Raw genomic sequence first — 22,079 nt, forward strand, 5'->3', positions numbered from 1 at the left:
GGGTGGTGGGTTGGCGCCTCAGGCGGCCCGCTGCTTGCTGTCGCTCAGCAACCGCTTGCTGTCGATGGTGGCCTCGCGCTGACCACGCTCGACGAGATCGGCAAGGCTGATCTGGCTGAGGAAGGTGAAGATCTCGTCGCTGAGTTGGTCCCAGAGCGAGTGGGTCAGACAACGCTGACCGTCGCGGCAGTTCTCGCGGCCGCCACAGCGCGTGAACTCCACCCACTCGTCCACGGCACAGATGATGTCGGCGATGGAGATGTCGCCGGCGGGCTTGCCGAGGTAGTAACCGCCGCCTGGACCACGGATACCGCGCACCAGTTGCTTGGCGCGCAGCGATGCGAACAACTGCTCCAGGTACGACAGTGAAATCCCCTGATTCACAGAGATGTCGGACAAGGTCACCGGTCCTTTGCCCGAGTGCAGGGCCAGGTCCAACATAGCGGTGACCGCATACCTACCTTTCGTCGAGAGTCTCATGGTGCGATGCCTTGAAAGGGTTGGGGCGCTGGGCCGTGATCTCTTCAGCGACGGTCGCCGAGGCGAGAGTGCCGTCGCTGATCCGTGGCGAATATCCTAGCTCGGAACTTGGTTATGGGCTAGTGATTGTCAAGGCTTGGCCAAAGATTTTCCGATGACGTACGCGCCAACGCCTGGACAAAACCTGGATACTGGCCCGTTTGGCAGGCGCAGCGGCCGATGGTTCCCCGACAAAGCGTGCTCATTGTCGGTCTTGGGCAGACGGTGGCTGGGCCGCGTGACGTGCGGCGCTGCGTGGAGATGGGCGGTCCGTCCGCTGCGGACCTGCGCTGATCAGGGCGCGACGGGGGCGGACCGGGGCGGGACCGGGACTGGATCAGGGCGGGCAGGACACCCGGCGCCATGGCCGAGCGCAGCGCGAGAGGGAAATGTAGGGCGTGCGCAGGCGGCGGGAACGAAGCCGCGCTGGTTGTCGATCAGCGCGGGGATGAGGCCATCGGATCAGCCCCGTCGGGGCTCGGTTCAGGCGATGGAGGTCGAAGGCAGGGCAAGCCGATTGCCGCAGTGGCCGGACTCGGCCGCGAGCGGGGGACCGACGCGGTGACCGTCACGCAGACACCAGCCGAGCCACTTGGACAGGAAGAGGTTGGCCTTCCACTTAGCGTACAGCGCCGGCGACTGATAGTGGCTGAAGATCGGCAGGGCGGTCTGGCGCAGGTCCAGCACCTCCACCTGGCCCGCGTCGTGATAGGCCTTGAGCGTTGCATCCGGCTCAGGCAGCCACTCGGAACAGCCGCCGGTGGCGGGGAACACGTGGGTGAGCCTCAGGGTGGTCGTGTAAGGCGCCTGGTCGATGATCTGAAGCTCCAGGCTGGCATGGCCCGGACGCTGCGATGCGTGCACGCCGCTCAGGCTCGCCAGCCGCGGCGCGAGTTGCATCAGCGCCCGGTAATTTTCCTCGCACAGCGCCATGAGCGCCCCGACGGTGGGCCGGTCACCGGTCAGGTCGAGTCTGGCGAGGAGCGGGCTCGGGGCTTGCATCGGGCGTCTGGAAGAGATTGCTGGAGCCGATGCACGCCGTGGGCGGCGCAGGACCGAGCTCCGCCTGGGATTGCGTGGCCGGGCTGTGAGCGGACGCGAGATCGGGCCGCGGTGTCAGGCGGTACCACCCTGCTGGGCGGCGATGTCGGCGCGCACCTTGTCCATGTCCAGCTCGCCCGCCTTGCCAAGCAGTTCGCGGAAGGAGCCCTCGGGCAGCGCGCCCGGCTGCGAGAAGATGATGATCTGGTCGCGGAAGATCATCAGCGTCGGAATGGACCGAATCTGGAAATGCGCGGCGATTTGTTGCTCGTCCTCGGTGTTCACCTTCGCAAAGACGATGTCGTCGTGATCTTCGGACACCTTCTCGAACACCGGCCCGAAGGTCCGGCAGGGCCCACACCAGGGCGCCCAGAAGTCGACCACGACAAACGCGTTGTCAGCAACGGTGGTTTCGAAATTCTCTTGCGTCAGATTTACGACGGCCATGGTGTCTGCTCGCGGGTCAAAATTCACGTGGTCGGGCAGGATAACAGATCGATCCTCCCCCCGCAGTTTCCCGCCCCTCGGGCACGGGCTTTGCGCCAGGTCCCCGGAAGGGCTCAGTATTCGAAGTTCCAGTGCGCTTGTCCGTGCTCACTTAGGTGGACGCGCTTCGCCGGCGGCTCAACCCCGCCGGCTGGCACCGCCCCGTCCTCGCCGAGTGCGAACAGCACCTCGGCGCGGCGTGCCCGCCACTGCGCCACCGCGGCATCGCCGGCGAGCTGGATACGGCGCTCCGCGGCGCCGAGCAGATCCAGCACCGCAAGCCTGCCGGCGGGCGGCTGTGCCGCCAACAGCCGCGGCAACGGCACCGGCAACAACAAGAACAGCCCGACCCCGAAGCGCTTCACCGCGTCAGCCGCGATGTCACGCGCCGCGGCGTCTGACGGATCGACGGCCAGCGTCAGACCACGGTCCGGGTAGCGGGCCATCAGCCGCCGCAGCACCAGCCGTGCCCCGTCGCGCAACACCGTCTGCGACATTTCGGCACCGCCGCCACACACGCCGACGACGAGCCGGCGCACCACGGCCAGCCCCGAGCGGGCCAACAGCGCGGGCACCAGCCGCACGGCAAAACGGTCCAGGTCCTGCATCGCGTCGGTCAGATCCGCGTACGGGATCAACTGCGGATGCAGCTTCTGCGCATTGTCGCGCTGCGGGCCGTAGCGCCAGCCGTCGAGCCAGCGCTCCACCGCCCAACGGCGGTGCTCGATGATCGCCAGACGCTCCACCTCCGCGGGCGCAAAGGCGAAAGACTCCACCAATTCCTCGGGCACGGCGCGGCAGTCGGTGACCGCGAGCTTGGCCCACAGGTGATCCGCCTGATGGCGGTTCGCGTCCCGATAGGAGGTCCCCAGCATCGGCCAGGGGCGGCCCGAGGGCGCCGCCGCAGGGTCCCGACCCTGGGCCGCGGAGGTATCGCGGTAGTGTTCGTGGACGACCTCGGCCAGGGCGTCGTCGCGGCCCTCCAGCAACACCTCCCGCGAGAAGGCGAGCCTGCGTGGCGCCACCGGCACCAGCTGACCATCCCAGTCCGACAGCGCCCCCTGCGGCCAGCCGTCGGGCCCGACACCGTCGGCCACCAGCAGCACCGGCGGCGAGGCGCCCTGTTCCGCCGCCTGCGCGATCAGCGAGCGCGCCAGCGCCAGCGCGGGCTCGGGCGGCCGGCCGCACACCGCGACGGTCGTGAGCGGCCACTCGGCCCCGAAGTCCGGGGTCGGCAGCCCCGTGTAGCGCAACTCGGCACAGGCGTCGGCCTGGGGATGATTCGTCGCGATCCACTCCCCCCAAAGGTCCGGCTGCTCGGCGGCGAGCGTCACCAGCGGCGGGCGCTCCCCGTACTGGCCAATGCGCAGAGTATGCAGAAAGAAAACCCGCGCGAAGGGGCCGAAGCCCGCGACCAGCACATGCGGGCGCTGCTCCGCCGGCGGGTCCATGGCCCGATGCAGCGGCCAGCGGGCGAGCAGCAGCCGCGCGGCGGCGCGATCCGGGTCGAGCCACTCCAGGCGCAGATCGGTCTGTGCCGCCGCCTGATCGATACGGTCCGCAATGCTGCCGTCGGCGCCAGGCACGCCCGCAGCCGCCGGCTGCCGCACCACGACCACGCGCAGCGGCCGCGACCGGCCCCGGCCGGCCGCCTGCACCTGCGCCAATTGCCGCTCCAGGTCGTCGCCCTCGGCCAGCAGTACCAGGCTCACCTGGCGCGGAATGCCGGTGCGGGTCAGGTCCGGGCGGCGCCAAACTTGCACGCCATCCGCCGCGAGCACGTCGCCCGCCGCCGCGAGCAGCGGCGCGTCGCCGGCCACCAGCACCGCATCGCGCGCGCCGATGCGCATCAGCCGCCCCGCCGGCCCGCGCGCTCAGTCGGAGGCATGCAGCAGTTGACCTGCCTCGTCGACGACGGAGACGGCCATGGGTATGCCCTGGCGAATGCTGGCGGAAACGATGCAGAAGTCCTCGAACAACGTCTTGCAGCGTTCGAAGCGCTTCGACCCGCTCAGCTCGTCGCTGACGATGAGCTTGATCTCCAGGCCGCCGATGCGCAGGCGCTTCTGCTCGTTGCGGACCAGGATGCAGGTCGCCTCGGCCCGCAGGCTGCCGTCCGGCGGCTCCTCCTTGGCTAGGCAATACAGCAGACTGGCGGACAGGCAGTTGGCCGCGGCGGCGGCGAGCAGGCGCGATGCGTTGGGACCCGCCGTCTCACCGAGGGGCGGTGGCTCGTCCATGAGCAGATCGGCCGCCCGCTTCCAATCGAAGCGCACATTGAACTGGTAGCCCTCCTGCTGATCCAGGTGAATCGTGAATCGGCCTTGCTCGGACATGGGTGAGTGCAATCCTCTCGGGTTGTGCTTGTCGGATCGGGACCAACTGCGATGCCGAAACATCTTTCGCGAGTGGCAGCGGCAATTTTCGCGCAAGCGTACTGGGCATTGTCCGGAGCCGTCAGTCAGTGCCTCCCGCCGCGCGGCGGCGATGGCTCGGGTTCTTGGGGTCGCGGCGGGTGCGCACCGCGTTGCCGCGCAGGCCACCGCGGCTGTAACTGCGCCAGTCCCCGTGCGCCAGTCGAACGCGGTCGCGGCGCGGGCCGCGATAGAGGTAGACCCAGGCGCTACCGTGATCAGTGGCGATCAGCCGGCGGTCGTAGAGCCTGGGATAGTCTTCCAGTTGGTCGAGGCGGCGCAGGCCGGCGGCGTCGACGGCATAGACCTCGCCGTGCACCGGCGTCTCGCCACCGGCGATGAGACCCGGATAGGCCCCCAGCACCAGCAGCGTGAACCGGGGCTCGGTGCGGTGGGCACCGAGGAAACGGGCATCAGTTAGCAGGTGATGATTCACCTCGCCGCGCAGCAAGGTGCCGTAGACGAAGACGCGGTGCTCCATGAGGCGCGGCGGCGATTGGCGCGCTCGGGCTCGTCGGGCTCAGGGCTCGATGCGGCTGCCGAGCACGGCCAGGAACTGGCGCATCCACTCCGGATGCGCCGGCCACGCCGGCGCGGTCACCAGCGTGCCGTGGGTGTGCGCGTTGCAGAAGGTCTCCGCCACCTCGTGCCAACTGCCGCCCGCCATCTCGATGTCGGGCTGCAGCGCGGGATAGGCGGTGCAGGTGACCCCTTCCAGCACGCCCGCCGCCACCAGGATCTGCTGGCCGTGACAAATGGACGCGATGGGCTTCGCCTCCGCCGAAAAGTGGCGCACCATCTCGATCACGCGCGGGTTCAGCCGCAGGTACTCCGGCGCACGGCCGCCCGGGATCACCAGAGCATCGTAGTCATCGACGTCGACATCCGCGAAGCTGGCGTTGAGCGTGAAGTTGTGGCCGGGCTTCTCGCTGTACGTCTGAGCACCGTCGAAGTCGTGCACCGCCGTGCGCACCTGCTCTCCCGCGGCCTTCTCCGGGCAGACGGCGTGCACGGTGTGCCCCACCATGATCAGGATCTGGTACGGCACCATGACCTCGTAGTCTTCGACATAGTCGCCGACCAGCATCAGGATCTGTTTGGCTGCCATCGTCTCTGCCTCCATCATCTTTGGTTCAAGGGCGAGCAATAGAGTGAGGCCATCGGCGCCCCGCTTCAGTATCCCAATCCAGCGTCCCGGTTCCGCTTCCAGGACGCCGGCGACTATACCAAAGCCCAGCCCAGAGGCATCCGCATGTCCGATCGCCCCGCCGAGCCGCTGGACCACCACACGACCGCCGCAAACGCGAAGCGCGGACGCGGCAGCCTGAGCAACCCCGACAGCCGCTACGCCGCGCACAGCCGCGAGGCCGTCGACGACGGCTGGTGGCAGGAGGACACCGACGGCAATCCGCGCACCGAGCTCGGCGTCGACAGCAGCCGCAGCATCATCAGCTACAACGACTCGCCCGACATCCCGTTCGACCGCAGCGTCAACCCTTACCGCGGCTGCGAGCACGGCTGCATCTACTGTTACGCCCGGCCCACCCATGCCTGGCTCGGGCTCTCCCCCGGACTCGATTTCGAGCGTCGGCTGTTCCACAAGCCCGACGCCGCGGCACAGCTTCGCCGCGCCTTGGCGCAGCCCGGCTATCGGCCCGCCACCCTGGTGCTCGGAGCCAACACCGACCCCTACCAGCCCATCGAGCGCCGGCTCGGCAGCACCCGGGCGATGCTCGAGGTGCTGTCGGAGGCCCGCCACCCGCTGGCCATCACCACCAAGTCCGCGCTGGTGCTGCGCGACCTGCCGCTGCTGCGCGAGCTCGCGGCGCGGCGGCTGGTGGCCGTGCAGATGTCCGTGACGACCCTCGACGACGACCTCGCCCGGCGCCTGGAGCCCCGCGCCACGGCACCGCGCGGGCGCCTGCGGGCGGTCGCCGAGCTCGCGGCCGCCGGCATCCCCACCGGCGTGCTCGTCTCGCCGCTGATCCCCGGACTCACCGATCACGACCTGGAGCGCATCGTCGCCGCAGCCGCCGAGGTCGGCGCCGAGCGTGCCGGCGCACTGCTGATCCGCCTACCGCTGGAGCTGAAGGCGCTGTTCGAGGAATGGCTACGCGCCCACTACCCGGAGCGCGCCGACAAGGTGCTGTCGCTGATCCGCCAGTGCCGCGGCGGTGCGCTCAACGTTGCCGAGTTTGGTCAGCGCATGACCGGCACGGGGCCGTTGGCTGAGCTGCTGCAGCAGCGCTTCGGGCTGGCCCTGCGCCGGCATGGGCTGGAAAGACAGGACAGCGGCTGGAACCTGTCGGCGGACGCCTTCCACCCGCCCGCGGCCGACCCGCGGCAGTTGTCGCTGTTCGACTGAGAGAACGTCAACAAGTCCCGTCACAACGTCGACAGCTTGTCGCCGTTGCACTACTGCGACAGTGCGCAAGTCCCGAGAGCGTCTCAGGTCGTTGTCGCTATCGTTGTCGTTGTCGTGATCGTAATCGTGGTCTCAACCCTGCGGACATTCGATAACGACTCCGATTACGACAACGACAACGAGGAAGCCCGGTCTCGGAATTTCGGCTGCGAAGCACCGGCCGCATGCCATCGGTTCCCGCGGTGGCCTGTCGTCAGGCCCCGCTCCCCCCTGCCTCACTGAGGACCTCGACCTGCACCCGTGTGATGCCGCGCCGGATGATGCCGAGCTTCTCGGCAGCACGGTGAGACAGATCGATGATGCGACCTTTGACGAAGGGGCCGCGGTCGTTGATGCGCACCACGATGCTCTTGCCGGTGCGCTTATCGGTTACCCGCACACGACTGCCCAGAGGGAGGCTCTTGTGCGCCGCGCTCATCTTGTTCTTGTCGTAAATCTGGCCACTGGCGGTCCGATTGCCGTTCAAGCTGTCGTGATAGTACGACGCGATGCCCGTTTGCACCTGACCGGCATCGGCGGCACCGAACGGCAACGACAGCAACGCCAACAGCGCCGCGGCCGGCGCCGGGATCAGCAGCTTCATCATATTGAAAAACCTTCAGACGATGCGCCGCACTCGGCTAGAGCCCGCGCCGGCAGCAGAGCCGACAACGCAGACTTACGAGGCGGACACAATTTGACGAGATGCCGGGACTACACCGAAAAAATGCTTATTAGGGTAAAACGCCAGCATCGACTCACACGACAAGAAGTGGGTCTTGACGTGGAAAACCAAAGGCAGGATTTTGGCAGAAAGTTCCCAAATTATCGAAAAATAAAGAATCAGTAACTTAGCTAAGATACCTCTCGCGTGACTTAATGATCTTTAGCTAGCACCTCGGATTTACTTAGCGAATTGGAGCGATTCGAATATCCGCGCTCGGGGCTCTTCTGCGAGGCGACCAATCGCCGCACCGAGGCTCTATTGGGCTTGCCTCGGCAGCTTGCCAAATTGGCGTTGTGCGGCCTTGGCAAATATGAGGTTATAGGCCAAGTTCCACCTTCACCTGTTCCCGGGTAACGGTCTCTTCTTCGCCGCGCTCGACCCGCGCCACGACTTCGCGCGCTTCGGCGAGCCAGATCAGGCGCACGAGGGCAGCACGATGGGCGCGGATCAGGCGGGCCATACCAACCCTGTGACCCCCAGGAGCAAGCAGGCCCATGCAACATGACGCGGCGGTGGGATCTGCTGGGGCCTGGATTGCCGCCGATGCGCCCGTCATCTGGCTGCTCGGCAAGACGCAGTCGGGCAAGACCAGCATCGTCGCCGAGCTCACCGGGCAAGCGCACGACGATGTCGGCCGCGGCTTCCGGCCCATGACAAGTGAGAGTCGGATCTACGCCTTCCCGCCCGACCAACCCGTGCTGCGCTTCCTCGACACCCGAGGCTTGGCTGACCGCGCTGACCACGATGCCGTGGCCGAGGTTGCCCAGGCCCGCGAGCAGGCGCACCTGTTGTTGGTGGTGCTGCGGGTGGATGACCTCGCCATCGAGGAGATCGTCGATGTCACCGCGGACGCGAGGCGCCGCAACAAACAGCTCCCGGTGATTGTCGCCCAGACCGGCTTGCATCGCGCCTACCGCGCGCATGACCGGCATGTCGAGCCCTACCCGTTCGATGGCACTGATGGTGACCGCGCTCGTCCCGGCGTGCCCGCTGCACTGGGCGTCGCGATGCTGGCGCAGCGCCAACGCTTCATTCAGCTCAAAGGCCCGCCGCCGGTGTTCGTACCATTGGACTTCACACGGCCGGAACAGGGCATCGCGCCGGCGGACTACGGGGCAGAGCGGCTGTGGGACGCGCTCGACGAGGTCCTGCCCGAGGCCGCCGAGCGACTGCGCGGCAACCCCACGGCGCCGACGGCGATTCGGACCAAGCTCCTTCTGCCCTGGGCCATGATGGCGGCGGCCGCGAATGCGGTCCCCGTTCCCGTCGCCGGCGGCGTTGCGTCGGCCGGCATGCAGTCGGCGATGGTGGTGCACATCGCCCGTCGGTTCGGCTTCCAGGGGAGTTACAAGCAACTCTCGGGCGAGTTGGCCAGTGCGCTGGGTGTCGGCTTCCTGGTGGGGTTCGGCGGCAGGTGGTCGGTGCAGCAGTTGCTCAAGCTCGAGCCCGGCTGGGGCACGGCCATCGTCGCATCCTGGACCTTTACCGCCACCTGGGCCATCGGCGAGGCGGCGTTGTACTACTTCAGCGAAAAGGCCGCCGGACACACACCGAATCGGGCTGCACTGCGCGCCCGCTACAAACAGGCGCTGCGCGAGGCGCGCGGCAAGTACCGGCAGGCGAAGCAAGCGCGGGACCGCGCCCAGGCGCAGGAGGCAGAGTCATGACATCCGGCTCAGGTCTGCTATGGCGCCAACTCCGCCGGGAGCTCGGCGCCTTGGCGCTGATCGGCCTGCTAATCCTGATTCCCTGGCTGGTCGGCCTGGCTGCCGGCATCTGGTTCATGGCCCAGCAGGGCTGGGCCTGGTATTGGTGGGCCGCGACGGTCGTGCTGCTGGCGTTGGCCTTCGCCTTGCTGCGTCGATGGCCCCGACCGAGGAAATCCGCTCCCAGCCCGTTCTTCGACCTGGACCCGAGCGCCTCGGCGGCCGAGCAGCGGGCACGCCAGGCACTCGCGCAACGCGCCGCGGCCATCGCCGCGGCCGATCTGCGCGACCCCGACGCCGCATCCAACCTGATTCGCGGCGCCTTTCACGACGTCGCACGGGCCTATTCGCCAGATGATCCGGTGGCGCTATGGCGCTTCACCCTGCCGGAACTGCTATTGATGGTGGAGGACTTCGCCCAACGCCTGCGCGCTACCGTGCTGGCCGACTTTCCGGTGCTGCGCCATATCGAACTGTCGTGGGTCGTCACCCTGATCGGACTGAGCGGACCAGCGGCGAAGATCCTCAGCCTGTTTCGGATACTGCGCTGGATCGACCCGAGCAGTGCACTCGCGGCCGAGCTGCGCGGCAGTGTCGCCACTCAGGCGCTGGGCAGCGTTGGAGACGGCGCCAAGGCGCAGATGGGCGTGCTGCTGGTGGAACAGGCGGGTGAAACCGCCATCAAGCTGTACTCCGGCGGCTACCGGCGCCGTGCCGACGAGTTACTGCCCACCGCGCCGACGCCAATCCCGGATGCGGCACCCGAACCGCTCACCGTCTTGCTCGCGGGACAGCGCAACGCCGGCAAGTCGGCGCTGCTCAATGCCCTGCTGGGTCGGGCCCGCGAGCCTGTCGGTCTGCTCACCGCGCCGGCCGAGGACTGCCGGGCTTACGAATTCCAGGCCGAGGGCGTCGGCGCGCTCATGCTGGTGGATTGTCCCGGCACCGAGGGCACCGGCAAAGCCAGGGAGCCTTGGCTCACGCAGGCGGCCCAAAGCGACCTGGTGCTGTGGATCGCGGCCGCGAACCGTGCCGACCGTGCCGCGGACCAGCGCGCGCTGGCTGCGCTCGATGCGCTGGCCGAGCAGAAAGCGAACCTGCGCCCGGTTCCGCGTCTGCTGGTCCTGACGCACGCGGATCAACTGGACCCGCCGATGGAATGGGCGCCTCCGTACGACATCGAGCACGGCCAGCGCGGCAAAGAGCAACAGATGCGTGAGGCACGGCAGGCTGCCTGCGAGCAACTGGGTATGCAGCACCGGCATTGCGTGCTCGTCGCCGTCAGACCCGGCGAGCCGATCTGGAACGCGGAGGCTCTCCAGCAGGCCATGCTGGACGTGCTGCCGGAGGCGCACCAAAAGCAGTTGGAACGCGGGATGGCGAAAGATGGCTGGTTCCAGCGCACGCAAGACACGCTGGGCAGCATCCCGGGTACCTCGAATCTCCTGCGGGGAACCGCGGGGCAAGTCATCCGCCGAACGTTGCGGGAGGCGACCCGGAAGATCACGGGCCACCGTGCGTAGATCCTGGCGGATGCGCCGTGCTCGTTCGGCCGCGCGCGCTGCCTGCAAGCCGCTCCCGGGAAGCACGCCATGGCGCGGAGCGCCCGGCGATGCGCGGCACCGCGGGGCGGTAGTGCGAGCGCTAGGGGTATGAATTGGTGTTGACCTGGAGGCCGACACTCCGGCCGACACTCCGGGCGACACTGCGGTCGGCGCGGTCGCGGGATTTCCGCGCCTGTGGACTAGCGGCTTCGGCCCGCCACTACTCGCTCGCAAAGCGCCTGGAACAGCCGCGCGCGGGCGGCGGAGCTGGACTGGCGGGCGATCTCGAGACCACGCTCGCCCATGGCGTTGCGGCCGGCGTCATCGAGCAGCAGCCCGGCGATGGCGTCGGCCACGGCATTGACGTCGTCGCCGTCCACGTTGAGCCCGGTCTCGCCGTGGCGCACGGCCTCCACCACGCCGCCGGCACGGCCCGCCACCACCGCCTTGCCGCAGGCGTTCGCCTCCAGGAAGACGAGGCCGAAGCCCTCGGTGTCGTGGTTGGCGAGTTCGCGGTTGGGCATCACGAAGAGGTCGCAGAGCTGGTAGTGGGCGACGAGTTCGTCGTGCGGCACGCGGCCGGCGAAGATGACCTGTTCCTCGACCCCCTGCGCCGCCACCAGCGCCTCCAGCTCGGTGCGGTACTCGCCGGTGCCGACGATGAGATAGCGCGCGTCCGGGCAGCGCTCCAGGATGCGTGGCAAGGCGCGGATGGTGGTGTCGATGCCCTTGCGCTCCACCAGCCGGCCCACGGTCAGCAGCACGCGCTTGCCGGCGAGGCCGTAGCGTTCCAGCAGCGCCCGGGGCTTGGGCCCGGGATGGAAGCGCTCGGCGTCGACACCGTTGACGATCAGCGCGATGCGCTCCGGTGTCACGCCCATCTGCTCGATCAGCGCGCCGCGGGTGAACTCGCTCACGGCCACCACGGCATCCGCCTTGTGCAGATACTGCCGCCGCCGGCGCCCGAACAGCCGATAGGGCACCTGGGTCGTGATCTCTTCACCGTGGATATAATTGATGTACGGGAGGCCTAAGAGGCGCTTGAGCAGCAGTCCGAGCCAGGAGCCGGAGCTCAGCTCGCAGACGCAAATGACGTCGATCCCCTCGCGGCGGATCAACGAGAGCGTCTTGCGCAGCACCTTGGCCTTGAGCGGCAGGTCGACCGCGAGTTGCAGCCACGCCGAATGCAGCAGCGAGCCGGGGCTCACCGCCGGCGGGCGCAACAGCTCGATGCGCTCGATGGGAAAGCCCACCCCGGCATCGTGCTCGCGCCAGCCCGCCACTTCCTCGCCGCTCAGGTAGTGACGCCACGGCGCCAGCACGTGCATGGTGCCGGCGGGGGCGAACTGACACAGGCTTTCGTAGACGACGGCGGAGCCGCCGTTGATGGGCGGGAAGATGTTCGCCACCAGCAGGCACTTCATCGCGCAACAGACTCCGGTTCAGCGATGGGCGCGAAGACGCTCACCACCGCGGGGCGGGATGCCCCACTACGGTCGGCGGCATCAGCCGCTGAACATGCAGGCGTTCGGAAAACGCGTTCTCGAACGCCGTGCCGATTTCGGCCGGGGCCGGCCAATGCTCGGCGTCTCCCGAGGACGATGCGGGGGCCTGGGTTCACGATGCGATGCGTCAATCCGGATGTGCGCGTCATTCTGACCGCGAGCCGGCATTGCGTCCAGCCGAAAACTCGGTCCTCTCCCGGCACCGGGTGGCAGCAGGACTTCCGGTGCCGCGACGGTGCCGCAACCAGGAGTGGTTGCGGGGCCGCCGTGCCCAGCACCGGAGCGCCCCGCGCGGGCTTCAGGCCCGGGCTTCAATCGCTCAGGAACCGCGCCAGCTCGCGCTCGCAGTCGGACTCGATGGCCTCGAACCAGGCGGCATCGGCATAGCGTGGCCAGCGCACGGGCTCCGGCGCCTTGACCAGATCGGCGTAGCCGTCGCCGGCCAGTCGGGCGTCGTCGATGCCGAAGCGCGCGAACACGGGCCCCAGTGTCGCGGCGACGTCGTACATGAGGTCCTCGTAGGCGATGCTGACGTCCGCGTGGCACAGCCCGAACAGGTAGGAGAGCCGCCAGAGCAGATAGTGCACCGCGTATGCGTGCTCGTGCTGGGCCGGATCGACGCAGGGAAACACGCGGCGCAGGTCGCGCGCCCATTCCAGGGTATAGAAGTAGTCATCCGGCTCGTCCGGGACGAGCCGCTTGCCGGGCGGGCAGCCGGTGGAGCTGCGCTGCACGGACAGCCACTGCTCGCGCGGATTGCGGTACAGGTGCAGGATGTCGGCGTGCAGAAAGACCCGGCGCAGCCAGGGCAGTCGGAAGTCCAGCCGGTTGCACTGCAGCACCGGCCGCCGCGGCGCGCGGCGGATCAGCTCCGCCAGGTAGCGCGCCAGGCGCCGGTCGCAGCTCTGCGCATCCATGTGCAGCTCCTGCCAGGTCCAGTCGGGGTCGAACCAGCGCGCCAGGTCGTCGAATCCCGCGTATTCGGCCCCATAGCGCTCGGCGTGCAGGTGCGTCGGGTCGGTGGCATCCGGCCGCGCGCCGCCGCCCCGGAACCACTGTCGCTCGTTCAACGGCTCATAGAAGGCGGTGACACCCGGCGTGTGCCGAAAGATGTTCCACAACAGCGTGGAACCGGAGCGAAAGCGCGCCGTGATGAACAGGGGCCGGGCACCGTCGGCACGGGCCGCGTGCAGGGCCTCGACGCCGCCCGCGTCGGGGCAGCCGTAGCGCGCCGGTGGCGGCGCGTAGGCGAGCCCGCGCAGACGCGGCGTCTGCTGGCCGCAGACGAGGTCGCGGTTGGCCTCACGCCAGGCGGCGTTGAAGCGATACGAGCCCGCCAGGGCGTCCAGGAATTTCGCCGCGAGCCGGCGCAGCGGCGAGCGTGGCCTCGGCACGCCTGCGCTCATGGCCGTGATACCCGCGGTGCAGCGGGCGCTGACCGCGCCGGCATGGCCCTAGAACGCGGCAACGAAGGCCGCAATGAAGTCATCGAGCGCCGACTCCGGCAGGTGATTGATGCCGGCAGCGGCTTTGCGTCCGCCGCCGGTCTCGAACTGCCGGCACAGCGCGTCGGCGCCATCGCGCGTCACCAGCGGCGCGCGCACGCTGATGACGAAGCCGCCCGCCGGCAGCCGGGTCAGCAAGGCATGGGCGAGCTCGGGCTGTGCCTGCGCCAGCGCATTGGCATAGACGCCACCGACGCGGCGCGCCCAGGGCTCCGCGGGCAGGATCACGTAACGGTGGCGCGGCCCGGGCTGGACGATCTCGGCCGCCTCGGCGCGGGCCATGTCGTCGCGGTAGCCTTCGCGCAGACGCGCGAAGGCCGGGTCCTCGCGGGCGAATACCAGCGGATCGGCGTAGGGCGCGAGGCTGCGGAACAGCTCCGCCGGCGGGAAATGCAGGTCCGCCACTGTGGCGCCATAGCCGTTGTAGTTGATCAGGATGCCCAGCTCGCGCAGCAGGGCGAGGTCGGCGTCGGCGAGCCCCAAGGGCGCCGCGGCACGAGCCGCGGCCTCGTCGAAATTGTCGCCATAGGTGCCGACCACGGCCCAGGCGCGGTGGGCACCGCCCAGATCGTCGTCCACGAGTAGGCTGGTGCCCTTGTCGGGCAAGGTCTCGATGTGCACCTCGAGGTTCGGGTGCGCCGGGATCTCGCCCGCGAAGTGATGGTCGAAGTAGCGCACGGACACGCCCCGCTCCAGCAGCGCGACGCAGGCGGCGCGGTTCTTGTCGAAGGAGATGTCGAGCACCGTGACGGCGTCGCCGGGCGCGGCGTCCACCCGCTGCACCAGGGCGATGTCGCGCTTCACACCGGTGACCAGCACCGATTCCCGCGGCTCGCTCAGATGCAGTTGCTGCAATGCGCAGATGCCGTCGGCATCACCGTTGAAGACATCGAAGACGGCCATGAAACTTGACTCCACACAGTGTCGTGGGCGCGGGCGGCGCAGGTTACCCGCGTCCACGGAAAAAGGCGAATGGATCGGGCATGGATCGGGCATGGATCGGCTCAGGCCCGCCGCTCGCAACACGGCGACATCGTCGGCAGATGGACGCCGATCTCCACCCAACTTTATACTGTATCGTTTACGTGAGCTGACGCACGGCAACCCTCCCGCGCACCATGGGCAGCCCGGTGACCACGGCGGCGGTCTGCGCATCCGACGCGGCCGTGTCAGTCCACGCTCGATTCCTTCGATCCTTCGGAGCACCCAATGGCCGCCCATGCGCGCCTCGATCTGCTGAACCTCGACCTGCGCGGCTGCGAAGCCCTGGCGCAGTCGCTCGGCTGCAAGCCGTTCCACGGCCGCAACCTGTTCAAGTGGGTGCACAAGCATGGCGTCGACGACTTCGATGCCATGACGGACCTGCCGAAGGCACTGCGCACGCAGCTCGCCGAGACCGTGCGCATCGGCAAGCTCGCCGTCGCCGCCGAGCAGCCGTCCGCCGACGGCACGGTCAAGTGGCTGCTGGAGCTGGACGACGGCCAGCGCGTGGAGACCGTGTTCATCCCCGAGGAGCGGCGCACCACGCTCTGCGTCTCCTCGCAGGTGGGCTGTGCGCTGGACTGCCGCTTCTGCGCCACCGCCCGGCAGGGCTTCAACCGCAACCTCGGCACCGGCGAGATCGTGGCCCAGGTGCGCCACGCGATGCAGCGGCTGGGCAAGACCCCGAGCAACATCGTGCTGATGGGCATGGGCGAGCCGCTCGCCAACTTCGATGCCGTGGTCGCCGCCACCGATGTCATGCGCGACGACCTCGCCTACATGCTGTCGAAGTACCGCGTGACCCTGTCCACCTCCGGCATCGTGCCGAATATCTATCGCCTCGCGGAAGTCAGCGACATCTCGCTGGCGGTTTCCCTGCACGCGCCGGACAACGCGCTGCGCGACGAGCTGGTGCCCATCAACCGTAAGTACCCGCTCGAGGAGCTGATCCCGGCCTGCCGCGCCTATCTGCGCGGGGACTCGCGCCGGCGCATCACCTGGGAGTACGTGATGCTGGACGGCGTCAACGACAGCATCGCCCAGGCCAAGGCCCTGATCCGCCTGCTGGAAGGCACGCCCTCCAAGGTCAACCTGATTCCGTTCAACCCTTTCCCCGGCAGCGGGTTCGACACCACCCCGCCCGAGCGCGTGGAGGCCTTCCGCCAGCGCCTGCTGCGCGCCGGCCTGGTGGCCACCACGCGCAAGACCCGTGGTGAGGAGATCGCCGCCGCCTGCGGGCAGCTCGTGGGCCGCGTGCAGGACCGCAGCCGGCGGCTCGTCGCACCGCCGGGGCCCATCGTGGCAGGGGCGAAAACTCCGCGCGGCACGGCAGTGCAACCGGCACGACCATGATCGCCCTCACCCGCGGCGCCCGCCCACTGCTCGGCCCATTGGTCTGTCTGGCGCTCTGCGCGGTCCTGCTGGCCGGCTGTGCAGCCGGCGAGGCCAAGCGCGAGGCGACGGGCATGGGCGTGGAGCCGAAGAGCAGCCCCGCCGACCTGTACGTGAACATGGCCGCTGCCTACTATCAGCGGGGCCAGCTCGACGCGGCCCTGGAGCGTGGCCTGCGGGCGCTGGACGAGGACAGGCACAGCGCGAACGCACACTATATGCTTGCGATCATTTACCGCCGCCTCGGCAAGCAGGTGGAAGCCGAGCACCACTTCGGCGAGGCGCTGGCCCTGGAGCCCGACAACCCCGAGTTCCTGAATGCACAGGGCACGATGCTGTGCGCGGACCAGCGCTACAAGGCGGCCATCGACCTGTTCCAGCGGGCGGTCGCCAACCCGCTGTATAAGACGCCGGAGGTGGCCCTGATGAACGCCTCCGACTGCTCGCAGCGCGCCAACCACCCCACCGACGCCGAGCGCTACCTGCGTGAGTCGCTGTCACGCAACGCCAACTATCCACCCGCGCTGCTGGCCATGGCCCGGCTCAGCTACGAGCGCGATGACGCGCAGACGGCGCGTGACTACCTAGCGCGCTACGGCCGCGTCGCGCAGCCGACGCCCGCGGCGCTGCTGCTGGCCTATCGCGTCGAGCGCAAGCTCGGCGACAAGGCCGCGGCCAAGACCCTCGCCGATGTCCTGCGCAAGCGGTTTCCGGATGCGCCACAGGTGATGGAGCTCTGACCCGCGGCCCCGAGCACAGGCCCCGACGAACACCCGCCTTCTGACTGACCACGGAACCCGATAACCCATGGCCGAGCGACTGCAAGCCATCCGCGGCATGCACGATGTACTGCCCGAGCGCGCCCCGTTCTGGCAGCACCTGGAAGACCACGCCCGCGCGGTCGTCGAGGGCTACGGCTATCGCGAAATGCGTACGCCGCTGCTGGAGCCCGTCGAGCTCTTCAAGCGCTCCATCGGCGAGGTCACGGACATCGTCGAGAAGGAGATGTACGCCTTCGAGGACCGCGGCGGCGACCGGCTGGCGCTGCGCCCGGAAGGCACCGCGAGCTGCGTGCGTGCGGCTATCGAGCACGGCCTGCTGGACCAGCCGCAGCGCATCTGGTATCGCGGGCCCATGTTCCGGCGCGAGCGCCCGCAGCGCGGCCGCTACCGGCAGTTCCACCAGATCGGCGTCGAGGTCTTCGGTCTCACCGGGCCGGACATCGACCTCGAGGTCATCGCCATGACCCGCCGGCTGTGGCAGGCGCTCGGCCTCACCGGCCTGCGCCTGGAGCTGAACAGCCTCGGCGACGCCGACGAGCGCGCGCGCTATCGATCCGCCCTGGTGGCGCACCTGCGCGCCCACGAGGCACAACTGGACGCCGACAGCCGCCGCCGGCTCGACACCAACCCGCTGCGGGTGCTGGACTCCAAGAACCCGGACCTGGCAGAGATCATCGCCGCCGCCCCGAGCCTGCTGGATTACCTCGGTGAGGCGAGCCGCGCACACTTCGAGCAACTGTGCGCCGGGCTCGACGCGGCCGGCATCGGCTACAGCGTCAATCCGCGCCTGGTGCGCGGGCTGGACTATTACAATCGCACCGTGTTCGAGTGGATCACCGACGCCCTCGGCGCCCAGGGCACGGTCTGTGCCGGCGGCCGCTACGACGGGCTCGTGGCGCAGCTCGGCGGGCGCGACACCCCGGCCGTGGGCTTCGCGCTCGGGGTCGAGCGGCTGCTCGACCTCATCGACACCAGCACCGTGGAGACGGGTCCGGATGCCTACCTGGTTGCCCTCGGCGATGCCGCCGCGGCCGCGGCGCCGGCCATCGCCGAGCGATTGCGCGACGCGGTGCCCGGACTCAAGCTCGTCACCCACTGCGGCGGTGGCAGCTTCAAGAGCCAGTTCAAGAAAGCGGACAAGAGCGGCGCGCGGCTGGCGTTGATCCTCGGCGACGAGGAGCTGGCGGGCGGCACCCTCGGCTGCAAGCCACTGCGCGGCCAGGGCGAGCAGCGCGCGCTCAGCTTCGACGAGCTGGTCACGACCTTGCGCGACGGCCCAAATATCGGCGTATTGCGCACGGATACGGCCAGCGGTAGGTCGGGTTAGCGCAGCGTAACCCGACGGGTCGCTCGCGTAACCCACCGAAAGTCGCGGTACGCTATTGCCAACCCGACCGGCACCGAATACTTCTCCAGCCGCCGCGTTCCACGCACGCCCGCGCTGGTCAAACGGGCAATCAGGTCAGCCGGGCACCCTGCACCGGCAACAGCACCGACAGCACCCAACCACGACGGAGCAGTCATGGCAGATCTGGACACAGACGAAGAAAAGGTCGAAGCCATCAAGAAATGGTGGAAGACCAACGGCGTGTCGGTGGTCGCCGGCGTCGTCATCGGTCTCGGCGCCGTGCTCGGCTGGCGCACCTGGGTGCAGCATCGCACCGCGGTCGGCCAGCATGCGAGCATGGCCTTCGAGCAGTTGCAGATGTCCGCCAACGCCGGCAAGACCGAGCAGGCAGAGAAAGAGGTGAAGGCCATCGTCGATGACTATGGCTCCACGCCCTACGCCATGTTCGCCCAACTCACCGCCGCCAGGCTGGCCGTGGACGCAGGCGATGAAGCCGCCGCCGCCAAGACCCTGAAGGCGGCCATCGACGATGCACCCGTCCCGGCACTGGCGAGCCTGGCGGCGCTGCGGCTGGCGCGCGTGCAACTGGATCAGGGCGACCTCAAGGCCGCCGCCGCCACCATTGACAAGCATGCCGGAGACAAGGCCTTCGCCGGCGACTTCGCGGCGCTGCGCGGCGACATCGCCGCCGCCGAGGGCCGTGTCGAGGACGCTCGCGCGGCTTATCGGCAGGCGCTGAGCGAGGGCGCCGGCAATGTCCGCCTCATCGAGCTGAAGCTCCAGGATCTGCCGGCGGACGGGGCATCATGAGGCAGTCGCGCGTGCACCGGGACAGCATCCCGCAACAGGCCCGGCGTCCGGGGCGCGGTCGGGCACTGGCACTTGCCGCCGCCATGGCGCTGACCACGGCGACCCTCCTGCTCGGCGGCTGCGGCAGCCTGCCCGGGCTCGGCGGCGAGCGCGACCCGACGCCACCCACCCGCCTCGACAAGAAGCTGGTCCAGCGCGCCACGCCACGGGTGCTATGGACGACGCGCATCGGCAAGGGCACCGACGGTCGCGAGCTGCGCCTGCAGCCGGCGGTGGCGAACGGCCGCGTGTTCGCGGCGGACCCCTCAGGCGTCGTCGCGGCGCTGTCGCCCGCGGACGGACGGGTGGTGTGGGAGCGCAAGACCCGCTTGCCCTTGAGCGGCGGCCCCGACGTGCAGGGTGACACCTTGGTAGTCGGCTCCACCGACGGCGACCTGCTGGCGCTGTCCACCCGTGACGGCGCCCAGAAATGGCACGCCCGGCTCGACAGCGAGGTGGTGTCCATCCCGCGTATCATCCGCGACCTGGTTTTAGTGCACACCGTGGACGACACCGTCTACGGCTTCGACCTCGCGAGCGGCGAGGAGCGCTGGCGCTACAATTTCCCGGCCCCGGTGCTGACCCTGCACGGCGCCAGCTCGCCGGTCGCCACACCCGACGGGGCCATCGTCGGCGTCTCCGGCGGCCGGCTCGCGGAGTTGGAGCTGGAGCGCGGGCTGCCGCTGTGGGAGGCCGTCATCACGCCACCGCGCGGGCGCAGCGAGCTGGACCGCATCGCGGACCTGGACGCCGATCCGGTCGTGGAGGGCAACACCGCCTATGTCGCCACCTACAACGGCGACCTGGCCGCCGTCGATGTCACCACTGGCGATGTGCTGTGGCGCCGCGAGCTCTCCGCGCAAGCGGGTCTCGCCGCCGACCGGGACGCGCTCTACATCACCGATTCCGACGACAACATCTGGGCCGCCAACCCGGCGGACGGCGCTGGTCTCTGGCGTCAGGAGAAGCTCCGGTATCGCAAGGTGACCGCGCCCGCGCTGGTGGGCGACTTCCTGGTCGTCGCCGACCTGGACGGCTATGTGCATCTGCTCTCACGCCGCGACGGGGCGCTGCTGGGCTTCACGCGCGTCACCAAGGCCCAGATCGGGCATCAGCCGGTGGTGTCCGGCGGTGTCGTCTACGTCTACGCCAACAACGGTGTCGTCGCGGCGCTGCGCCCAACCGGCTCTGCCGCCGGCGGGGCGGCCGCGCAGCGGGCACCGCAGCTCGGTGCCGATCAGTTGCCGGACCTCTCGCCGGTGGTGAACCCGGGTCTGCCGCCGCCGGCGCCATCGAGCGAAGCGCCGCCGGCCGACGCGGAACCGCCCTACCCGACCTCCCCCTGAGCACGCCGCTATGCTGCCGGTCATTGCGCTGGTCGGCCGACCCAACGTCGGCAAGTCGACGCTGTTCAACCGCCTCACGCGCACCCGCGACGCCCTGGTGGCGGACTTCCCGGGCCTGACCCGCGATCGCCAGTACGGCATCGGCAGAGTCGGCCCGGCCCGCTACGTAGTGGTGGACACCGGCGGCATCAGCGGCGGCGACGGCGTCGAGGCGCTCATGGAACGCCAGGTGCAGCAAGCCATCGACGAGGCGGACCACCTGTTGTTCCTGCTCGATGCCCACGACGGCGTCACCGCGGGCGATCTGGATATCGCGGCCGCGCTGCGTCGCACCGGCAAGCCCCTGACGGCGGTGGTGAACAAGATCGATCACCTGGCGGAGGATCTGGCCGGCGCCGAGTTCCACAGCCTGGGTCTCGGTGAGCCGCGGCTCATCGCCGCCGCCCAGGGCCGCGGCGTCAAGGCGCTGATGGATCGGGTCTGCAAACTACTGCCACCGGCCGCGGAGGCGGCGGGAGAAGCCGACGAGGACCGCGTGCGCATCGCGGTGGTGGGCCGCCCCAACGCCGGGAAGTCCACGCTCATCAATCGCATCCTCGGCGAGGAGCGCGTGGTGACCTTCGACAGCCCCGGCACCACGCGCGACAGCGTGTCCATCCCCTTCGACCTCGGCGAGCGCCGCTACACCCTCATCGACACCGCCGGCGTGCGGCGCCGGGCGAGGGTCACGGACGCCGTGGAGAAGTTCAGCGTCATCAAGACCCTGCAGGCCATCGAGGCATGCAACGTGGTCATCCTGGTGCTGGATGCCCGGCTCGGCATCGGCGAGCAGGACGCCACGCTCGCCGGCCACGTAGTGGAGGCCGGCCGCGCCCTGGTGGTGGCAGTCAACAAGTGGGATGGACTGGACCCGGAGCAGCGCAGCCGTATCAACGACGACTACCGGCGCCGGCTCGGCTTCCTGGACTTCGCCGCGGTGCATCGCATTTCGGCCCTGCACGGCAGCGGCGTGGGCCTGCTGCTGGACGCCGCTGACAGCGCCTACGCCAACGCCATGCGTGACTTGCCGACACCGCTGCTGACGCGGCTGCTGGAGCAGGCGGTGCAGGCGCACCAGCCGCCGCTGGTGCGCGGGCGCCGCATCAAGCTGCGCTACGCCCACCAAGGCGGCCGCAATCCGCCCATCATCGTCATCCACGGTAATCAGACCGACGCCCTGCCGGCGGCCTATCGGCGTTACCTGGTCAATCGCTTCCGCGGAGCGCTGGACCTCGCGGGCACACCGCTGCGCCTGGAGCTGCGCTCCGGGGAGAACCCCTACGAGGGCCGCCGCAACCCATTGACAGCGCGCCAGGTCCGCAAACGCCAGCGTCTCAAGGACTTCGTGCGCCGCAAAGGCTGACGCAGGCCACTCCGCACCGAGCCGGCGCCCGGCCACAATCCGGAACGCCGCGCATATCTGTGCGTCAGCCGGATTCCTAGTTGGGACACCGCCGAGTTCTTACCCTGAACTACCAACGGCGGCCGTGT

General features: G+C 69.1%; 21 protein-coding genes. 9 read left to right on the forward strand and 12 right to left on the reverse strand.

The annotated features are described in order from the left end of the window. Window positions 1–18 precede the first annotated feature (18 nt). The 7 genes from LJE69_RS05670 to LJE69_RS05700 all read right to left on the reverse strand — a co-directional run bounded on the left by LJE69_RS05670 (window position 19) and on the right by LJE69_RS05700 (window position 5,568). Entirely contained in the window at window positions 19–480 is a 462-nt protein-coding gene (locus LJE69_RS05670) for an Rrf2 family transcriptional regulator (RefSeq protein ID WP_296922431.1), read from the reverse strand. Between the two features lie 522 nt (window positions 481–1,002). Next, window positions 1,003–1,521, reverse strand: a complete 519-nt coding sequence (locus LJE69_RS05675; RefSeq protein WP_296922434.1) for a DUF1249 domain-containing protein — start codon at window positions 1,519–1,521, stop codon at window positions 1,003–1,005. A 114-nt stretch (window positions 1,522–1,635) separates the two neighbouring features. Continuing rightward, window positions 1,636–2,007: a thioredoxin gene (gene trxA / locus LJE69_RS05680; RefSeq protein ID WP_296922437.1), complete on the reverse strand. Its 372-nt coding sequence runs from the start codon at window positions 2,005–2,007 to the stop codon at window positions 1,636–1,638. 113 nt (window positions 2,008–2,120) lie between these two features. Continuing rightward, complete coding sequence (locus tag LJE69_RS05685; protein WP_296922439.1) at window positions 2,121–3,896, reverse strand: RyR domain-containing protein; 1,776 nt, start codon at window positions 3,894–3,896, stop codon at window positions 2,121–2,123. 24 nt (window positions 3,897–3,920) lie between these two features. Next, window positions 3,921–4,382: an OsmC family protein gene (locus tag LJE69_RS05690; protein WP_296922440.1), complete on the reverse strand. Its 462-nt coding sequence runs from the start codon at window positions 4,380–4,382 to the stop codon at window positions 3,921–3,923. Between the two features lie 121 nt (window positions 4,383–4,503). Continuing rightward, complete coding sequence (locus tag LJE69_RS05695) at window positions 4,504–4,941, reverse strand: gamma-glutamylcyclotransferase (protein WP_296922443.1); 438 nt, start codon at window positions 4,939–4,941, stop codon at window positions 4,504–4,506. Window positions 4,942–4,980: 39 nt separating this feature from the next. After that, window positions 4,981–5,568, reverse strand: coding sequence for a DJ-1/PfpI family protein (locus tag LJE69_RS05700; RefSeq protein WP_296922446.1), 588 nt, complete (start codon window positions 5,566–5,568; stop codon window positions 4,981–4,983). A gap of 144 nt (window positions 5,569–5,712) precedes the next feature. Here LJE69_RS05700 and LJE69_RS05705 point away from each other — a divergent pair, with 144 nt between their 5' ends. Further along, a complete protein-coding gene (locus tag LJE69_RS05705; RefSeq protein WP_296922448.1) occupies window positions 5,713–6,825 on the forward strand; it encodes a PA0069 family radical SAM protein in 1,113 nt (370 codons plus the stop codon). Window positions 6,826–7,078: 253 nt separating this feature from the next. Here the strand turns inward: LJE69_RS05705 and LJE69_RS05710 are convergent, their stop codons facing one another. After that, window positions 7,079–7,471 (reverse strand): septal ring lytic transglycosylase RlpA family protein, encoded by a 393-nt coding sequence (locus LJE69_RS05710; RefSeq protein ID WP_296922451.1) that lies wholly within the window; start codon window positions 7,469–7,471, stop codon window positions 7,079–7,081. 436 nt (window positions 7,472–7,907) lie between these two features. After that, window positions 7,908–8,051, reverse strand: coding sequence for a hypothetical protein (locus LJE69_RS05715; RefSeq protein WP_296922454.1), 144 nt, complete (start codon window positions 8,049–8,051; stop codon window positions 7,908–7,910). Between the two features lie 34 nt (window positions 8,052–8,085). Here LJE69_RS05715 and LJE69_RS05720 point away from each other — a divergent pair, with 34 nt between their 5' ends. Further along, window positions 8,086–9,258: a GTPase domain-containing protein gene (locus tag LJE69_RS05720; protein WP_296922457.1), complete on the forward strand. Its 1,173-nt coding sequence runs from the start codon at window positions 8,086–8,088 to the stop codon at window positions 9,256–9,258. Then, window positions 9,255–10,820, forward strand: a complete 1,566-nt coding sequence (locus LJE69_RS05725; protein ID WP_296922460.1) for a GTPase domain-containing protein — start codon at window positions 9,255–9,257, stop codon at window positions 10,818–10,820. The genes LJE69_RS05720 and LJE69_RS05725 overlap by 4 nt, the downstream gene beginning before the upstream one ends. Before the next feature lie 221 nt (window positions 10,821–11,041). Here the strand turns inward: LJE69_RS05725 and LJE69_RS05730 are convergent, their stop codons facing one another. From LJE69_RS05730 to LJE69_RS05740, 3 genes are all read right to left on the reverse strand, one after another. Continuing rightward, window positions 11,042–12,265 (reverse strand): glycosyltransferase family 4 protein, encoded by a 1,224-nt coding sequence (locus LJE69_RS05730; RefSeq protein WP_296922463.1) that lies wholly within the window; start codon window positions 12,263–12,265, stop codon window positions 11,042–11,044. Between the two features lie 392 nt (window positions 12,266–12,657). Beyond that, entirely contained in the window at window positions 12,658–13,752 is a 1,095-nt protein-coding gene (locus tag LJE69_RS05735) for a sulfotransferase (protein WP_296922466.1), read from the reverse strand. A gap of 48 nt (window positions 13,753–13,800) precedes the next feature. Next, complete coding sequence (locus tag LJE69_RS05740; protein WP_296922468.1) at window positions 13,801–14,754, reverse strand: acetyltransferase; 954 nt, start codon at window positions 14,752–14,754, stop codon at window positions 13,801–13,803. Window positions 14,755–15,060: 306 nt separating this feature from the next. On the opposite strand from LJE69_RS05740, the gene rlmN reads away from it, so the two are divergent. From rlmN to der, 6 genes are all read left to right on the forward strand, one after another. Beyond that, window positions 15,061–16,185, forward strand: a complete 1,125-nt coding sequence (gene rlmN, locus LJE69_RS05745; protein ID WP_296922471.1) for a 23S rRNA (adenine(2503)-C(2))-methyltransferase RlmN — start codon at window positions 15,061–15,063, stop codon at window positions 16,183–16,185. Beyond that, window positions 16,182–16,964, forward strand: a complete 783-nt coding sequence (pilW, locus tag LJE69_RS05750) for a type IV pilus biogenesis/stability protein PilW (protein ID WP_296922474.1) — start codon at window positions 16,182–16,184, stop codon at window positions 16,962–16,964. Before rlmN ends, pilW begins: the two co-directional genes overlap by 4 nt. 67 nt (window positions 16,965–17,031) lie before the next feature. Further along, window positions 17,032–18,333: a histidine--tRNA ligase gene (gene hisS, locus LJE69_RS05755; protein ID WP_296922477.1), complete on the forward strand. Its 1,302-nt coding sequence runs from the start codon at window positions 17,032–17,034 to the stop codon at window positions 18,331–18,333. 195 nt (window positions 18,334–18,528) lie between these two features. Next, on the forward strand, window positions 18,529–19,164 hold the full coding sequence (locus LJE69_RS05760; protein ID WP_296922480.1) for a tetratricopeptide repeat protein: 636 nt from the start codon (window positions 18,529–18,531) through the stop codon (window positions 19,162–19,164). Continuing rightward, a complete protein-coding gene (gene bamB, locus LJE69_RS05765) occupies window positions 19,161–20,549 on the forward strand; it encodes an outer membrane protein assembly factor BamB (RefSeq protein ID WP_296922482.1) in 1,389 nt (462 codons plus the stop codon). Before LJE69_RS05760 ends, bamB begins: the two co-directional genes overlap by 4 nt. Before the next feature lie 10 nt (window positions 20,550–20,559). Continuing rightward, a complete protein-coding gene (der, locus tag LJE69_RS05770) occupies window positions 20,560–21,951 on the forward strand; it encodes a ribosome biogenesis GTPase Der (RefSeq protein WP_296922485.1) in 1,392 nt (463 codons plus the stop codon). Window positions 21,952–22,079: the final 128 nt, after the last annotated feature.

Source organism: Thiohalocapsa sp., assembly GCF_022340605.1.
Taxonomy (GTDB): Bacteria; Pseudomonadota; Gammaproteobacteria; order Chromatiales; family Chromatiaceae; genus Thiohalocapsa.

Coding starts and splice junctions, on each gene's coding strand:
- LJE69_RS05670 (WP_296922431.1), bottom strand. CDS start 480: ATGAGACTCTCGACGAAAGGTAGGTATGCGGTCACCGCTATGTTGGAC.
- LJE69_RS05675 (WP_296922434.1), bottom strand. CDS start 1,521: ATGCAAGCCCCGAGCCCGCTCCTCGCCAGACTCGACCTGACCGGTGAC.
- trxA (WP_296922437.1), bottom strand. CDS start 2,007: ATGGCCGTCGTAAATCTGACGCAAGAGAATTTCGAAACCACCGTTGCT.
- LJE69_RS05685 (WP_296922439.1), bottom strand. CDS start 3,896: ATGCGCATCGGCGCGCGCGATGCGGTGCTGGTGGCCGGCGACGCGCCG.
- LJE69_RS05690 (WP_296922440.1), bottom strand. CDS start 4,382: ATGTCCGAGCAAGGCCGATTCACGATTCACCTGGATCAGCAGGAGGGC.
- LJE69_RS05695 (WP_296922443.1), bottom strand. CDS start 4,941: ATGGAGCACCGCGTCTTCGTCTACGGCACCTTGCTGCGCGGCGAGGTG.
- LJE69_RS05700 (WP_296922446.1), bottom strand. CDS start 5,568: ATGGCAGCCAAACAGATCCTGATGCTGGTCGGCGACTATGTCGAAGAC.
- LJE69_RS05705 (WP_296922448.1), top strand. CDS start 5,713: ATGTCCGATCGCCCCGCCGAGCCGCTGGACCACCACACGACCGCCGCA.
- LJE69_RS05710 (WP_296922451.1), bottom strand. CDS start 7,471: ATGATGAAGCTGCTGATCCCGGCGCCGGCCGCGGCGCTGTTGGCGTTG.
- LJE69_RS05715 (WP_296922454.1), bottom strand. CDS start 8,051: ATGGCCCGCCTGATCCGCGCCCATCGTGCTGCCCTCGTGCGCCTGATC.
- LJE69_RS05720 (WP_296922457.1), top strand. CDS start 8,086: ATGCAACATGACGCGGCGGTGGGATCTGCTGGGGCCTGGATTGCCGCC.
- LJE69_RS05725 (WP_296922460.1), top strand. CDS start 9,255: ATGACATCCGGCTCAGGTCTGCTATGGCGCCAACTCCGCCGGGAGCTC.
- LJE69_RS05730 (WP_296922463.1), bottom strand. CDS start 12,265: ATGAAGTGCCTGCTGGTGGCGAACATCTTCCCGCCCATCAACGGCGGC.
- LJE69_RS05735 (WP_296922466.1), bottom strand. CDS start 13,752: ATGAGCGCAGGCGTGCCGAGGCCACGCTCGCCGCTGCGCCGGCTCGCG.
- LJE69_RS05740 (WP_296922468.1), bottom strand. CDS start 14,754: ATGGCCGTCTTCGATGTCTTCAACGGTGATGCCGACGGCATCTGCGCA.
- rlmN (WP_296922471.1), top strand. CDS start 15,061: ATGGCCGCCCATGCGCGCCTCGATCTGCTGAACCTCGACCTGCGCGGC.
- pilW (WP_296922474.1), top strand. CDS start 16,182: ATGATCGCCCTCACCCGCGGCGCCCGCCCACTGCTCGGCCCATTGGTC.
- hisS (WP_296922477.1), top strand. CDS start 17,032: ATGGCCGAGCGACTGCAAGCCATCCGCGGCATGCACGATGTACTGCCC.
- LJE69_RS05760 (WP_296922480.1), top strand. CDS start 18,529: ATGGCAGATCTGGACACAGACGAAGAAAAGGTCGAAGCCATCAAGAAA.
- bamB (WP_296922482.1), top strand. CDS start 19,161: ATGAGGCAGTCGCGCGTGCACCGGGACAGCATCCCGCAACAGGCCCGG.
- der (WP_296922485.1), top strand. CDS start 20,560: ATGCTGCCGGTCATTGCGCTGGTCGGCCGACCCAACGTCGGCAAGTCG.